This window comes from Exiguobacterium sp. SH0S7 (genome assembly GCF_004337195.1).
GTDB lineage: Bacteria > Bacillota > Bacilli > Exiguobacteriales > Exiguobacteriaceae > Exiguobacterium > Exiguobacterium aurantiacum_A.
Map to the genome: position 1 here is coordinate 71,181 of NZ_SJVA01000003.1, position 13,681 is coordinate 84,861.

17 protein-coding genes are annotated in these 13,681 nt (G+C 51.0%); 3 read left to right on the top strand and 14 right to left on the bottom strand.

Annotated elements, in window-relative coordinates:
* Window positions 1-14: 14 nt before the first annotated feature.
* From EVJ22_RS07165 to EVJ22_RS07185, 6 genes are all read right to left on the bottom strand, one after another.
* Window positions 15-731 (bottom strand): peptidoglycan DD-metalloendopeptidase family protein, encoded by a 717-nt coding sequence (locus tag EVJ22_RS07165; protein WP_071398313.1) that lies wholly within the window; start codon window positions 729-731, stop codon window positions 15-17.
* 262 nt (window positions 732-993) lie between these two features.
* Window positions 994-1,197: a hypothetical protein gene (locus EVJ22_RS07170; RefSeq protein WP_131443574.1), complete on the bottom strand. Its 204-nt coding sequence runs from the start codon at window positions 1,195-1,197 to the stop codon at window positions 994-996.
* A gap of 64 nt (window positions 1,198-1,261) precedes the next feature.
* A complete protein-coding gene (locus EVJ22_RS15550) occupies window positions 1,262-1,423 on the bottom strand; it encodes a hypothetical protein (RefSeq protein WP_199749317.1) in 162 nt (53 codons plus the stop codon).
* A 107-nt stretch (window positions 1,424-1,530) separates the two neighbouring features.
* Window positions 1,531-2,451, bottom strand: coding sequence for a TerC family protein (locus EVJ22_RS07175; protein ID WP_084812971.1), 921 nt, complete (start codon window positions 2,449-2,451; stop codon window positions 1,531-1,533).
* Between the two features lie 201 nt (window positions 2,452-2,652).
* Window positions 2,653-2,841 carry a hypothetical protein gene (locus EVJ22_RS07180; RefSeq protein ID WP_071398311.1) on the bottom strand — a complete coding sequence of 63 codons (189 nt, stop codon included), beginning with the start codon at window positions 2,839-2,841 and terminating at the stop codon, window positions 2,653-2,655.
* Window positions 2,842-2,979: 138 nt separating this feature from the next.
* The gene (locus tag EVJ22_RS07185) at window positions 2,980-3,417 is read right to left on the bottom strand and encodes an Rrf2 family transcriptional regulator (RefSeq protein ID WP_070328136.1); all 438 of its coding nucleotides are present in this window, start codon (window positions 3,415-3,417) and stop codon (window positions 2,980-2,982) included.
* Window positions 3,418-3,565: 148 nt separating this feature from the next.
* Here EVJ22_RS07185 and EVJ22_RS07190 point away from each other — a divergent pair, with 148 nt between their 5' ends.
* Complete coding sequence (locus EVJ22_RS07190; RefSeq protein ID WP_131439081.1) at window positions 3,566-4,426, top strand: SDR family oxidoreductase; 861 nt, start codon at window positions 3,566-3,568, stop codon at window positions 4,424-4,426.
* Between the two features lie 37 nt (window positions 4,427-4,463).
* Here EVJ22_RS07190 and EVJ22_RS07195 read toward each other — a convergent pair whose 3' ends face one another.
* Window positions 4,464-5,990, bottom strand: a complete 1,527-nt coding sequence (locus EVJ22_RS07195; RefSeq protein ID WP_158625508.1) for a methyl-accepting chemotaxis protein — start codon at window positions 5,988-5,990, stop codon at window positions 4,464-4,466.
* A 219-nt stretch (window positions 5,991-6,209) separates the two neighbouring features.
* Between EVJ22_RS07195 and EVJ22_RS07200 the strand changes: the two genes are divergently transcribed.
* Window positions 6,210-7,919, top strand: coding sequence for a methyl-accepting chemotaxis protein (locus EVJ22_RS07200; RefSeq protein WP_131443576.1), 1,710 nt, complete (start codon window positions 6,210-6,212; stop codon window positions 7,917-7,919).
* 39 nt (window positions 7,920-7,958) lie between these two features.
* Here the strand turns inward: EVJ22_RS07200 and EVJ22_RS07205 are convergent, their stop codons facing one another.
* The 5 genes from EVJ22_RS07205 to EVJ22_RS07225 form a co-directional block, all read right to left on the bottom strand.
* Window positions 7,959-8,606: a TVP38/TMEM64 family protein gene (locus EVJ22_RS07205; RefSeq protein ID WP_131443577.1), complete on the bottom strand. Its 648-nt coding sequence runs from the start codon at window positions 8,604-8,606 to the stop codon at window positions 7,959-7,961.
* Between the two features lie 112 nt (window positions 8,607-8,718).
* Window positions 8,719-9,147: a DUF1801 domain-containing protein gene (locus EVJ22_RS07210; protein ID WP_131443578.1), complete on the bottom strand. Its 429-nt coding sequence runs from the start codon at window positions 9,145-9,147 to the stop codon at window positions 8,719-8,721.
* Window positions 9,147-9,506 carry a DUF2200 domain-containing protein gene (locus tag EVJ22_RS07215; RefSeq protein WP_131439614.1) on the bottom strand — a complete coding sequence of 120 codons (360 nt, stop codon included), beginning with the start codon at window positions 9,504-9,506 and terminating at the stop codon, window positions 9,147-9,149. The genes EVJ22_RS07210 and EVJ22_RS07215 overlap by 1 nt, the downstream gene beginning before the upstream one ends.
* Window positions 9,507-9,593: 87 nt before the next feature.
* On the bottom strand, window positions 9,594-10,208 hold the full coding sequence (locus tag EVJ22_RS07220) for a flavodoxin family protein (protein WP_131439078.1): 615 nt from the start codon (window positions 10,206-10,208) through the stop codon (window positions 9,594-9,596).
* A gap of 29 nt (window positions 10,209-10,237) precedes the next feature.
* On the bottom strand, window positions 10,238-10,909 hold the full coding sequence (locus EVJ22_RS07225; protein ID WP_071398303.1) for a haloacid dehalogenase type II: 672 nt from the start codon (window positions 10,907-10,909) through the stop codon (window positions 10,238-10,240).
* A 167-nt stretch (window positions 10,910-11,076) separates the two neighbouring features.
* Here EVJ22_RS07225 and EVJ22_RS07230 point away from each other — a divergent pair, with 167 nt between their 5' ends.
* Window positions 11,077-11,673: an FMN-binding negative transcriptional regulator gene (locus tag EVJ22_RS07230; RefSeq protein ID WP_131443579.1), complete on the top strand. Its 597-nt coding sequence runs from the start codon at window positions 11,077-11,079 to the stop codon at window positions 11,671-11,673.
* Window positions 11,674-11,723: 50 nt separating this feature from the next.
* Here EVJ22_RS07230 and EVJ22_RS07235 read toward each other — a convergent pair whose 3' ends face one another.
* Window positions 11,724-12,344 (bottom strand): YesL family protein, encoded by a 621-nt coding sequence (locus tag EVJ22_RS07235; protein WP_131439072.1) that lies wholly within the window; start codon window positions 12,342-12,344, stop codon window positions 11,724-11,726.
* 27 nt (window positions 12,345-12,371) lie between these two features.
* Window positions 12,372-13,496, bottom strand: coding sequence for a GntR family transcriptional regulator (locus EVJ22_RS07240; RefSeq protein ID WP_071398300.1), 1,125 nt, complete (start codon window positions 13,494-13,496; stop codon window positions 12,372-12,374).
* Between the last annotated feature and the right edge of the window lie 185 nt (window positions 13,497-13,681).

Consider the following 13,681-nt stretch of genomic DNA (forward strand, 5'->3'; position numbering starts at 1 on the left):
TAAAAGTGTGTTTTTTAGAATAACGTATACGGATTGACGCTGTTGGCGGCTGTCGAGCCGCTATAGACGTACTTGTTTTTATGAATCTCGAAGTGGAGGTGGCTCCCGAACGAGTTGCCGGTATTCCCGATCGTCCCGATGTTCGCGCCTTTTGAGATCGATTGGCCTTTGACGACGTTCAACCGATCCATGTGGGCATAGACGCTCGTGTACGCTTGGCCGTTGATCGTATGCGAGATCATGACGTGGTTCCCGTAGGCGCCATAGTTTCGGGCGACGATGACTTGACCGGAAGCGGCCGCTTGGATCGGTGTCCCTTTGGCGGCCGCGATGTCGATGCCGTTATGGAACGTGTAACCGTACTTTCCGCTCGCCGGGCCATACCCTTGCGACAATCTGCCTTGCGCCGGCATGATGAATTTAGCTGCCGTGGCCGTTTGTAACGCCGTACCGCTATATTTTTTGACATATGTACTCGCTACATATTTCGTGCTGCCGTTGTAATTGATTTTCGTCCATGAGCCGGTCGCCCCTAGATACGTGAACGATTGACCGAGCTTGGCGCTGCCGACCTTTTTGTAGGCGGTCGATGGACCCGTCCGCACGTTCAAGCTGTTCGTTGTGATTTTGACTTTATAAGAAGTGGCTGCTTCTACCGGTGTTGACGTTTGAAGCGTCAAACCGGAAACGAGAAGTGCGCCGAGAGTAATTGTCATTAATTGTTTTTTCATTTTTTGGTAAATCCTTTCGGTCAGTTAACAGGGCGACGGAACGATGTTTTTCTTAACCTTCTTTAGGAATTTTACCATCAAAAAATATAAACAAATATGTCATTTATATTTCAAAAAAATATATTGACATTTTACTATTAAATATAGGGTATATCATCTAATTGAAGCGATTGATCGAAGAGTTGGAGCGGGAAGAGGAAGACGCAAAAGCAAAACAAGAGGAACCGACAATGAAAGCGGCCGAATAACAAGGCCGCTTTTGTCATGTCTCGGTATGAAGTTGTGCTTCAATCAACTCGACGGCGATTGTCAGCGCTTGAATGCGCCGTTTCGCTAGTGTCAGTTGGGACTTATAGCGCTCAGGCTCATCTTTTGCCTCGAGCGTCTTTATCGTCACGTTCAGCTTGTAGAGAATCGAGTCGATTTGTCGTTTCGCTTCTGTTAGTTCTATGGCTGAATAATCCATGTTGCCTCCTAAGTAAGTGTTTTTCTCCAGTATACATATGAAAAACCGAGGCGGGCGCCTCGGTTTAGCGTATTTGCGGTATATATTTTCTGGTACGGCGGTTTGACGAGCGCGGTGCGACGAGGAAGAACAATCCTAACATCACCCCAACTCCAAGTCCCCATAGACTGTTGAACAAAAACATCAACACGATCCCGAAGACGAGTCCAATACTCACATCACCCATACGGTCAAACATTTACAACCACCTTTTCTTTGTTTGCTAGACCGATAATTTACCCGGATTTTAGACGAGATACACCTAACGACGAGATCTAGCTAGCATGTGTTTCTTTATGATACGTTTTTCTGCGAATTTGGTTTCGTTTTGTAAAAACTATAGACGACACTGATCAAGATGACGAGTACAATCGCACCGAGCGACATCCAGATCGGCATCTTGTAGACGTCACCGAAAATCATCTTCGTCCCGATGAAGACGAGCATGAAGCTGAGCCCATGCTTCAAATAGTAGAAGCGATCGATCAAGTTGGCGAGGACGAAGTAGAGGCTACGCAATCCAAGGATCGCCATAATGTTCGCGTAGAAGATGATATACGGGTCACGTGAGTAGGCGAAGCTGGCTGCGACCGAATCGACGGCGAAGACGATGTCCGACAGTTCGATGAAGATGAGCGCGATGAAGAGCGGTGTGAAGAACAGCTTACCGTTGATGCGCTTCGTGAACTTCCCTGACGACATGTCTTGCGTGAGTGGCAAGTGGTTCTTTAACCAATTGATCGTCTTGTTGTCCTCGAGCGACTCGTCTTTGCCGATATTCTTGAACATCATCCAACCCGTATAGACGAGGAAAGCGCCGAACACGTAATAGACCCAACCGAAGTTCTCGAGAAGCGATACACCAGCGACGATGAAGACGGCCCGGAAGAGAATCGCACCGAGGATGCCCCAGAATAACACTTTATGCTGATATTTGAGTGGGATCGCGAAATAGGCGAAGACGAGCGAGAAGACGAACACGTTATCGATGGCGAGTGCCTTTTCGATGAAGTAGACGCTCGCATATTCGGTTGCGACCGTGCTGCCTTGCGAGTAGAACAACCAACCACCAAACGCAATGGCGATCCCGATCCAAACGAACGTCCATGTCCATGCCTCACGGAGCGAGACTTCGTGTGCCTTGCGGTGGAACACCCCGAGGTCAAGCGCGAGCATGAAGATGACGAGTGCCAAAAAGGCGATGAGTAGGGTCAACAATAATTCCTCCTTATAGGTTCATTTGAACTTTATATTATTATTATAAGTTCATACGAACTCAAAGTAAAGAGGATTCGTATTTCGCATTAAAACAAAGCGAGGAGAAATCAAACCTGTTGGGGCTATGGGAAGGGCTGGAAAATGGCACAGTCACATAAAAAAAGGCTTCTTAGCTGTTTTGCTAGGAAGCCCTTCGTCTTATTTTTTGCGTTTTTGAAATTGGTTGAAGACGCCTTTGACTTTATCCGTCAAGGAGTCGGAATGTCCTTCACCGCTTCGTTGGTTGGTCGTTTTATCATCGTTCATTTTCCCGGTGACTTCTTTCGCCTTGGCCGCGACTTGATCGATGATGTGGTCATACTTACCGTTTTGTTTATTTTCAGACATACGTCTAATTCCTCCTCGTTTCGAATCTTTATAAATAATATAACCGAATTTGCAACAATCTAAACTTTTGAGGTCGTTAGAACTTATTTTTATGAAGGGGATCTCAATGATAGCGAGACTGACAAAAACAGGGAAGCCTCAGTGGTTTCCCTGTCTTTGTGTTGCCACGTCTTGGACGACGTCGGCGAGTGTCACGTGCTTCAACACAGATTCCATCGCCGTTTGGGCGTTGATGAAGATTGGTTCGATTGTCGCTTGGATATTTTGGCCAACCGGACATGCCGGGTTCGGGTTGTCATGGATACTGAACAGTTCATTCTCCTCGACGACGCTGACGGCGCGATAGACGTCATACAGCGAGATATCGGTCAAGCCTTTAGCGAGCTTCGCACCAGCTACGCCGGGTTTGACCTCGATCAATCCGGCTTTTTTTAGCATCGCCATGATTTTACGGATGAGGGCGGGATTCGTATTGACGCTCCCGGCTAAAAAGTCAGACGAAGTGACCCCGTCTTGATTGAACTCGATCAACGTCAAGATATGAATGCCGACCGCAAAACGGCTACTGATGGTCATAAGCCACCACCTTTCTGAACAATCATGTAAGCAGATTGGTTACATCTTCAGTATAACAGGGAACAAACAATTGACAAATGAAGATGCTGTAACTATTATGATTACATGTAACTGATTTAATTACAGGTTGAGAAGGAGGAAACGAATCATGAAATACTTAGTCACAGGTGCGACCGGGAAACTCGGTTCAAAAATCGTCGAGGTGTTGCTCGAGTCGATACCGGCGAGCGAACTTGCGGTCAGTGTCCGTAACCCGGAGAAAGCGGGAGCGCTGAAAGCAAAAGGAGTCGACGTTCGTCACGGCGACTTCGATCAACCGGAGACGCTCGACGAAGCGTTCCAAGGTGTCGAGCGGTTGCTCATCATCTCGGCGGACGGTGACAACGATACGCGCATCCGTCAACATGCGAACGCGGTCGAAGCAGCGAAGCGGGCCGGGGTCAAGTTCATCGCCTATACGAGCCTCGCCGATGCGACAGAGAGTCAAAATCTCATGGCACCACCGCACGTCGAGACGGAAGGCGCGATCGAACGAACCGGGATCCCGCACGCGTTCCTGCGCAACAACTGGTACTTAGAGAACGAACTCGGTGGCATTCAAGGCGTGCTCGCCGGTGCCCCTTGGGTGACAGCGGCCCGTGACGGGAAAGTCGGTTGGGCGCTGCAACAAGACTACGCCGAAGCAGCGGCGAACGTCCTCATGGCAGATGATTTCGAGCAAAACATCTTCGAATTGTCAGGACCGCTCCACACGCAAGCAGAACTCGTCGAAGCGCTCAGTGACGTACTCGGCCGTGAGGTCAAACTCCAAGAAGTTAGTGCTGAGGCGTACGCCGACGTCATGCGAGGTGCCGGTGTGCCGGAAGGGGCGATCCCGATCGTCGTCGGTATTCAAGACAGTATCCGCAACGGGTCACTCGAAGTCGAATCAAATGACTTTGAGTTGGTGCTCGGTCGTCCGGTGACACCGCTCAAAGAGGCGCTTCAAAAACTGGTTTCGACATTATAAAAAACAGACCGCGAATCCAACATTCGCGGTCTGTTTTTTAGTTGGCCCGCACTTCGAGCTGACCGGTCACGTCTTCTAACGTATTCGCTGTCGCAGCGAGGCGGTCAGACATGGAGCTCAGTTCTTTCTGAACAGCGACTTGCTCTTCGGTCGCGGCAGCGACATGATGGATTTGCTGTTGCAGTTCGTTCGCGGTGTGCTTCGTCGTCTCAAGCCGTGTCTCGAGCGTCTCCATCTGAGCGGTCACATGTTGGCGTGTCTGTTGGATCGAGACGATTTGTGCATCGATTTCTGAGACGTCATCCGTTAAGCGATGGAAAACGGCGGTTACATCGGCTGAGACGGTTTGGCAATTCTCGGTCGCTTGTTTGAACAATTGTGACGACTCATGGACGACAGTCGTATCCTGCATAAGTCCACCGAGGACACGTGTCATCTCGGACGCATACTCGCGCGACTGAACGGCGAGCTTGCCGACTTCGGAAGCAACGACGGCGAAACCACGGCCGGCGTCACCAGCCCGAGCTGCTTCGATAGAGGCGTTCAAGGCGAGCATGTTCGTCTGCTCGCTGATTGTCTCGACGTGTTGCAGGATGGCACGAATCTCGGTCGAGCGGTTCGACATTGTCGTGACGACTTGTTCGAGCCGGTTCGCTTCTTCAATAATTTCGACGACTTTCGATTCCATACGCCGCATATCAATATTCCCGGCACTGGCGTCGGCTGCAATCCGTGATGAGGCAGCAGCGGTTTGAGCCATTCGGTCTTGGATGATTCTTGTCAACGAACGAATCGATTGAATCTCATCAGAACCTTGGTGCATCGACGATTCTTGTGACATCGCGTGAGACACAATCGGGTCGATTGTGACCGCGATTTGCTCACCCGACTGAAGTGACTGGGCCGCGGCGGCTTCAAGTTCGATTGCGTGGTCCTTGAGCGCCGAGACGAGCCGGCTTGTGTCGGTGACTGCCTGTTTGAGCAAAGTGCGTGTCTCGTCCTCCTGCTGTTTAACGCGTGCTGACTCGAGGTTGCGTGAATGGATCTGCACGACAAGAACGGTGCTTAAGAGAACGAGATAGATAGCGTGGACGAGCAGCAGGCTGAACGGGTAATCGGACGTCCCGCAAATGAGTGCCGGGAACAAGAAGAATCCGGCTACGTGTTGGACCGCAAAAATGAGCGTGCTGTAAACGACTAAGTCGATTCGACGCATAAACGAGAGGATGGCGAGGACGACGAAAATTGAGAAGTGATATTCGACGAGCCCTTGACCGCCGGCGACGGTCGAGATACTCGCGAACGTGAGCGTGAGCATCATCAATTGAGGAAAGGTGTGGGGCTTCACGCGATGGCTGACGACCATGGCAATCAACAGAACAATCGGGACAGCGAACAACACCCACGTCGCAATCGGATATACATAGTCGACAGAGCCGTTCCGCAATATGATGTACGTATAGGCAAAATCAGTGAACCGGTGGAGCAGATGGACGATGACCGAAGTGAGGACGATAGCGGACGTGATGATGAGCATCAATTGATTTCGTTTTTGGACATTCATGTAGGTTCCTCGCATTCTGTATGTGTTTCTTTTGCGCTAATGTATTATCGGTCGGCCGTCCCGTTTTTATACTCAAATTGCAGACTCAACAGAAATACAGGCAGAAAAGACGGAGAAAGCACATTCATCGCTTTAAAAATGCTAAAAAAGGTCAACATTTTAAGGAAATAACTTCACAATCTCCCCTCACCTACGATAAAACAAATAGGGGGTATGACCATGAAGAATTTGAATATGTCAAAAAAGTTAGCGGTGTTGATTACCGTGTTTATCGTCACTCTTGTGATTGTGGCAGCACTCAGCCACGTCCTCATGGGACGTATGGCTGACGCGGGCGAAGAAATTTATGAGGAACGGCTGTTGCCGATTCGCTATTTAGGACAAATCCGGACGGACAACCGGGCGCTTGATGGTCATCTGCTAGAACTCATGTTGGTCACAGAGGGCGCTCGAAACGAGGAACTTCAAGGCAACATTACTGAGAGACGCGACAGCATCCTCAATAATTTAGAATCGTTCGAGACGTCATTCCAGTCCAATGACCCAGAACTCGTCACCGCTATGGAACGTTTGAAAGAGGAGTCGGCCGCTTACCTAGAAGGTGTAGACGCGGTGACGCAACCAGCACTGCGTAATGAGAACACGGCCGCTTACCGTGTCTATACGGATGAATTGAGACCGGTCCGACAAAAATTAGTCGAAACCGCGACGTTCGTCATGGACGGGATCAATCAAGAAGCCGAGACGGCGAGTGCGGCAATGCAGACGGACCGCGAACGGTCGGTCCTCACCTTTTGGGCACTCGTCGCGCTCGGCGGAGCGCTATCGATTGCGCTCGGCATCTACATCACGCGTCTCATCGTCCGACCGATTCGTGAGTTGAATACACTCATGAGTCGGGCCGGTGCCGGTGATTTGACGGTCGAAAGCACATACGTGTCACGGGATGAGTTGGGTTCCCTCTCGACTTCGTTCAATGAGATGAAAGATAGTCTCCGGGAGTTGATCGGGAATGTCACATCGACCGCCGGACGCGTCGCGACGTCGTCCGATGATTTGAAATCGAACGTCGAAGAGACGACGAAAGCGACTGAGATGGTCGCCGTCACGATGGAAGAGATCGCGTCAGGGTCGCTCCGTCAATTGACGCGGGTGAAAGAATCGAACGGCACACTGACGGAACTGACAAACGGAATCCATCACGTCTCGGACAGTGCCCAACAGATGACGGAGCTCTCGGAAGGAGCGCTCCGGAAAGTCGGTACCGGGAATGACTTGATCGAGACGCTCGAGACACAGCTCGAGGAGATGAATGAGAAAGTCAAAACACTCCAACACGTCATCGGTCAACTCGATGTCCGCTCTCAAGAAATCGGGACGATCACCGGAACGATTTCAGGTATCGCCGAGCAGACGAACTTGCTGGCGTTGAATGCGGCCATCGAAGCGGCCCGGGCCGGCGATCAAGGACGCGGGTTCGCCGTCGTCGCCTCTGAGGTGAAAAAACTCGCCGAAGAATCGGCCGTCGCGACGAAGTTGATCGCATCGCTGATCACGGACACGCAGTCGGAGACGAAACAAGCCGTCAAGACGATGCACGTCGTCGAAGACGATATGGCGCATAGCGTGACGAACGTCCAACAAGCAGGGACGGCGTTCGATGAGATTAAGCTCGCGATTGAAGAAGTGAGTCAGAAAGTCGAGGAAGTGTCTGGTGCTGTCGAAGAGATGGCGGCAGGTGCGACTGAAGTGTTGACGTCTGTGAGCGAGATTCAAGGCATCACGGAGACGACAGCGACCGAGACGGAGAACACGTCGGCGGCGACAGAAGAACAGATGGCGTCGATGGAAGAAATCACGGCGTCGGCGCAAGAGCTGTCGAATATGGCAGACGAGATGCGTGAGATGACGAGACGATTCAACGTCTAAAACAAACGGATGAGGCAGCCGCCTCATCCGTTTGTTTGTTTATTCTGACGTTAGCCCGAGCCACTTCTTGACCGGATTCCGGAAATAGTAGGTGACGCCCAGTAAACTGACGAAGACGAGGGCGGCGATGAAGATCGTCGTCACGCTCCCTGAAGCGAGACTCGCCCCTAAAAAACTGTAGGCGAGTGTCCCGGGGATCATCCCGAGCACGGTTGCGAGCAGGAATGACTTGAACCGCACTTTCGCGATGCCGCCGGCGTAACTGAGCAAGTCAAAACTGACGAGCGGAATCAGGCGCAGCACGAACACGTATAAAAAGCCGCGCGCCTCCATCTGGGCGAACAGTTTCTCCGACCACGGATACTTCTCGACTTTGAGCACCGAACGCCCGAACAGCCGAGCCATGACGTAGCCGGTCACCGCCGCTGCGGTCGCACCGAACAGGATATAGAGGACGCCGGGCCAGACACCGAATGCGAGACCGGCGCCGAGCGACAAGACGGACGTCGGCAAGAACACGAGCGGGCCGATCGCATAGATCAAGAAGAAGACGAGCGGTCCCCACCAGCCGAACGACAAGACGATGTCCCGGACGTCGGACGGGCGAAGCTCGTAATGGAAATGGGTGATGTAAAAGGTCGTCCCGAACAGGACGAGCATCAAACTGATTTTGAGCGGGCGTGGCATAACGGGTCCTCCTTTCGACGAGTATGTCTCTTCTCAGCATACAATAGCGAACGATTCAGGGGCGGTAACCAAGCTTACAAAATGTGCCGAAAAAAAGAGACGACCAACACGGTCATCCCCGGTTTCCTCCATATAGTTTGATCCATCGTTCCGGCGTCATCTTCGCGGCGAGCTCGCCGATCAAATCGTATGGGATATGCAGCACGTTCTTGAAGCGGATGCAGCTCTTGCCCATGTCGAGCTTCGTCGGCACTCGTTCGGCGTATGCCTGCTCGAACCAATGCAACACGTCTTCATCGGCGTAGACACCCATATGATACAAGGCGACATGATTCTTTTGCGCGATGACGCTTATAAACGGCAACGGGGTACCCGGCGTCACGTGATAACCGGGCGGGTACATCGACAACGGCACGACATAATGAACGCCTTTGCCGTCGGTCGTCTTCTCAAAGCCGTCCGGTAAGTTCGCATCAATCACGTCAATCAAGCGGATGAAGCTGTCGAGCCGTTTGTCATCGACGAGTGTCGTATAGTCCATTACTGTTCGCCCCCTCGCAAAATCTTCGCCATCGCCTTGCCCTTAGCCAGTTCATCGACGAGTTTGTCCAAGTAACGGATCTCGCGCATGAGAGGCTCCTCGACATTCTCGACGCGGACGCCGCAGACGACGCCTTTGATGAGAGCGCGATCCTCGTTCATGTCAGGGGCCGATGCGAAGAACGTATCGAAGTCGACCTCGGCCTCGAGTTGCCGCTCGAGCCCGGCCTCGTCATAGCCGGTCAGCCAGCGGATGATCGTATCGACCTCGTCTTTCGTCCGGCCTTTCCGTTCGGCTTTCGCGACGTAACTCGGATAGACGCTCGCGAAGCTCGTCGTGTAGATGCGGTGTGCCATAATATCTCCTCGTTTCGTAGATGATATTTTACTTTCGCACAAAACGACAAAAGACGATCACTCCGTCCATGGATTCATCGCCTTGGTCGGTCACGGCATGATGTTTCCTTTGGCCGGGATTGGATGTTGTTTCAATAGATTCGCGAAATGATAAAGGTTATACGCTAAAAACTGTCCGTTCTTTTTCGTGAAGGCGTTGTCGCGGCCGGCGTCGAGGTACGAGTCGCCCGGACCGGCTTCGCCGACCCAGTATGCGTCGACGTTCGGCGGGATAGTGAAGCCGATATGGGACAAACCGTACAGGATTGAGGCACAGGCGTGCTTCGCCCCGTCCTCGTTGCCCGTCACGACGACACCGCCGACTTTGTTGTAGTAAATGGCTTGACCGTGTTCATTTTTCAGCCCGCTCCCGCCGTATAGCCGTTCGATCACTTGGGTGGCGACACTGCTCTTCTCCCCGAGCCAAAGCGGCGTCCCGATGATGAGGATGTCGGCGGCTTTCACCTTGGCGAAGAGTTGCGGCCACTCGTCGCCAGCCCCTTCGTCCTCGGTCACCCCGAAAGCGATGTCGTAGTCGACGACGCGGACGATCTCTGACTCGACGCCGAGTTTGTCAAAGTGGGGGATGATGTCTTTCATCAGACCTTCCGTATGTGATACCGTGTCTTCGCCTTTCAACGAACAGTTCAAAAATAGTGCCTTCATCACGATTCCTCCTTCTCAAAAGCAAGACGTTAGGAAGTTCTCCACTCCAAAATTCCGGTCAAATCATCGTAGACCGCGTCTGGATGCACATCCATCGTTTCGAAGGGCTTGCCGTCACGGTTGATCCACGCCGTCTGGAAGCCGAAGTTCTTGGCGCCGATGATGTCCCAGCCGTTCGAAGACATGAACAGCACCTCGTCCCGCTTCAAGGCGGTCGTCTTGAACCAGCTCATATAGGCGGCAGGTGACGGCTTGAACTGTTTGACGCCGTCGATGCTGACGAGTTCGTCGAACAGTTCGGTGAATGATGCGTTCGCGATCAATTGTTCAAGCATGTCAGCGGTCCCGTTCGACAAGACGACGGTCTGGTTGTCCTGTAGTTGCTTCAATACGTCCTCGACTTCCTCATACGGCGAGAGCTCCGCATACGTGGCGATGAGCGCATCTTCGACGTCGCTAGATGCGCTCACGTCGGCCGTAGCTAAGGCGTAACGCAAGGCGTCACGTGTGACGACCGAGAAGTCTTCATAGCGGCCCGAAATCTGACGGATGAAGAAATATTCAAGTTGTTTCGTGCGCCACGTCTGGCTGATTTGGTCACCTTTCCCAGGGAACTGTTCGTCACATGCTGCCTTGACGGAATGGACATCGAACAGCGTCCCGTATACATCGAATGCGAATGCTTGAATTGTCGGTTTCATCAAATTCCTCCTATAGTGTTAGTCGTCCTTTTTCCTATACCCGACAGACAGATTAGAAACACGTCCGATAAGTTGAAGTCTGCGGCTTCGTCGAGTAAGTTTGTGTTAGTTCTAAATGTGATGAGCCGCTTTGTTTATAAGCTAGCTAACAATGGAGGAGGAATTCGATGTACGTTCCAAAACTATATGCCGTCAACGACGCTGAAGAAGTCCACGCTTTCTTGAAAGCCCATCCGTTCGGTACTGTCGTCACACATGACGGACAGAAGCCGATTGCGACGCACGTGCCGCTCCGGTTTCATGAAGCGGACGGTCGAATCTGGTTCACGACGCACGTCGCCAAAAACAACCCGCAATGGCAGACGATCGAAGACCAGACGGTGCTCGTCATCGTTCAAGGGTCGAACGCCTACATCTCGGCGTCCTTGTATGGCCACGAGGACGTGTCGACGTGGAACTATCAGGTCGTCCATGCATATGGACAGGCGACTATCCTGAACGCGGAACAACTCGAGGAAGATCTGGCTGGGCTACTCCGTGACCATGAAAAGGAAAGAGAGAACGCCGTCATCTGGGAAGAGCTGTCCGAGTCCGTACAGCGACAGAAGCATGGCGTTGTAGGTTTCCGTATCGATATCGATGAAATGCAGGCGGCGTTCAAGTTGAGTCAAAATCGAAATGAAGCCGACTACAATCGCATCGTCTCCGAGCTCGAGCAAGCAGGGTGTCCGCTAGCTGGCGTGATGCGAGAACATAAAAAATAACCCTGACCTCGTCTGCGCGACCGAAAACGCAGATGAGGTCAGGGTTTGTTTCATGACGATTCGAGATCGGCATGTTGGCTCGTGATGGTGCGGTCTAACTGGTGAAGGTACAATTTCGTCGTCAAAAACACGATAAATGAAAAGCCGAACAACAAATAGAGTGGTGACCGGTACGCGAGCATGCCGAGTGCCGTGAATAACAGAAGCGCGAGCACGATGATATATCCGTATCGCATGATACTGAATAGCGCCAATTTCAAAGCGTCCATCGTCTTCATCTCGTAATGCGTCAAAATCGGAAACAGGAACAAGGAAAGGGCGATGAAGACAAAGCCGATCACGAACAGACCCGTAAAGAGCATCGTTTGCCACGCATCGATTTGACGAATGAGTAAAAAGTCGATCAACAAGATGAGCAGAAACAAGGTCCAGACGGCACCGAGCTTGTAATGGCGGCGCACTCCTTCGTTAAAAAAGCGAAAGTAGGCGCGGAACACGCTGTAATCTTGGTTGACCGCCCATTGCCGTGTGACAGCGTTCAAGGCGTATAAGGCTGGGAACAGTGTGATGAGAGGCAAAATGCTCAGTAAGAAGACCACGTTCAGTTGAACCAGGCTGGTGACAAATTCGAGCACTTGGAATAATTTGTTGTGTTCATGCTTTAAGTTCATGATGACCTCCAAGAAGTTAGGGGTGAATCAGCCTAATTTAGATTCGAGACGATTATAGGGTGCGGTCGAGTTTCGGACAATCAATTCAGGTTCATACGTATGTGACGGTGGTGTCTCTGTTTTCTCGACAGCCGCAATGATCCACTCGGCTGCGGCACGGCCCAGCTCTTGTTTAGGATGGACGATAGAAGTCAATTTCACTTCCGTCGCGACTGCGAGTACGGAATCATCATATCCGACGAGTGAGACATCTTGCGGGACAGAGAGACGCAGACTTCTTAGCTGGTCCAGTACGTTGAGGGCGAGTTGATCGTTGTAACAGACGATTGCACTAGGTCTCTCGTCCGCGTTTTGAAATACTTGATGAATCACATCATAAAAAGAAGGCACAAGTTCTTCTGTCGTATACGTTATAATTAATTCTGGCTCTAAGGGAAGATTGTATTCCCGGAACGCTCGAATAAAGCCACGCATTCGGTGGACTCCCTGGAGGTCGTCCGTTTTGAAAAGTCCCATGATGCGCTCGTGACCGAGTTTGATCAGGTGTTCAGCAGCCAAGAATCCGCCTTTTTCGTCATCCATGATCAAGTATGGAGGCGTTAGTTGCGAATAGTATTGGTTAATCATCAAATAAGGAGTATGCTGTTGTTCGAGTTCTAAATAATATTTGATATTCGGATTGTAGCTACTGCTCTTTGTCGGCTCGACAATCAGCCCGTCGATTTGACGATCTAACATCATTTCGAGACATTGCTTTTCTTTCTCGACATTGTTATCCGTACAAGACAGTGTCAACGTATATCCTTTCGAAGCCAAATGTGATTCAATCCCCCGGATAATAGACGGGAAGATATAATCGGACATATAGGTTGTGATGACCCCGATGTTTTTACCATTGCCCGAACGTTCGATCGTTTGGGGAGTAGAGGTCGGAAGGACAAGGGAGCAGTACGTGCCCGAGCCCTGTTCACGGTAAAGATAGCCTTCGTTCACTAATTCCCCAACAGCTTGTCGAATCGTGTGACGGCTCACTCCAAAGGATTGGACCAATTCATTTTCAGAAGGAATTTTTTCACCTGGTCGTACCGTTCCATCTTTTATCCATTCAAGAATATGATCTTTGACCATATTGTACTTTGTGCGTTGTGCCATCTGGCGTCCCTGCTTTCTTTCATGTACGTCAGGAAACTCATACGTACAAGATATAATCTTACTTACATACTAACAAACAAATGTACCATTTACTATGAATAAGCAAAAAAAGCATCTGAATTTTCTATGAATATGTACGTACGAAATACAAAAATACATAAAAATCGAATTGACATGTCCGAACG

Excerpts from the sequence above, each read along its gene's own strand:
- EVJ22_RS07240 (WP_071398300.1), bottom strand. The coding sequence starts at position 13,496 with ATGGCACAACGCACAAAGTACAATATGGTCAAAGATCATATTCTTGAA.
- EVJ22_RS07170 (WP_131443574.1), bottom strand. The coding sequence starts at position 1,197 with ATGGATTATTCAGCCATAGAACTAACAGAAGCGAAACGACAAATCGAC.
- EVJ22_RS07195 (WP_158625508.1), bottom strand. The coding sequence starts at position 5,990 with ATGAATGTCCAAAAACGAAATCAATTGATGCTCATCATCACGTCCGCT.
- EVJ22_RS07185 (WP_070328136.1), bottom strand. The coding sequence starts at position 3,417 with ATGACCATCAGTAGCCGTTTTGCGGTCGGCATTCATATCTTGACGTTG.
- EVJ22_RS07190 (WP_131439081.1), top strand. The coding sequence starts at position 3,566 with ATGAAATACTTAGTCACAGGTGCGACCGGGAAACTCGGTTCAAAAATC.
- EVJ22_RS07210 (WP_131443578.1), bottom strand. The coding sequence starts at position 9,147 with ATGGACTATACGACACTCGTCGATGACAAACGGCTCGACAGCTTCATC.
- EVJ22_RS07205 (WP_131443577.1), bottom strand. The coding sequence starts at position 8,606 with ATGCCACGCCCGCTCAAAATCAGTTTGATGCTCGTCCTGTTCGGGACG.
- EVJ22_RS07180 (WP_071398311.1), bottom strand. The coding sequence starts at position 2,841 with ATGTCTGAAAATAAACAAAACGGTAAGTATGACCACATCATCGATCAA.
- EVJ22_RS07200 (WP_131443576.1), top strand. The coding sequence starts at position 6,210 with ATGAAGAATTTGAATATGTCAAAAAAGTTAGCGGTGTTGATTACCGTG.
- EVJ22_RS07165 (WP_071398313.1), bottom strand. The coding sequence starts at position 731 with ATGAAAAAACAATTAATGACAATTACTCTCGGCGCACTTCTCGTTTCC.
- EVJ22_RS07220 (WP_131439078.1), bottom strand. The coding sequence starts at position 10,208 with ATGAAGGCACTATTTTTGAACTGTTCGTTGAAAGGCGAAGACACGGTA.
- EVJ22_RS15550 (WP_199749317.1), bottom strand. The coding sequence starts at position 1,423 with ATGGGTGATGTGAGTATTGGACTCGTCTTCGGGATCGTGTTGATGTTT.
- EVJ22_RS07235 (WP_131439072.1), bottom strand. The coding sequence starts at position 12,344 with ATGAACTTAAAGCATGAACACAACAAATTATTCCAAGTGCTCGAATTT.
- EVJ22_RS07225 (WP_071398303.1), bottom strand. The coding sequence starts at position 10,909 with ATGAAACCGACAATTCAAGCATTCGCATTCGATGTATACGGGACGCTG.
- EVJ22_RS07230 (WP_131443579.1), top strand. The coding sequence starts at position 11,077 with ATGTACGTTCCAAAACTATATGCCGTCAACGACGCTGAAGAAGTCCAC.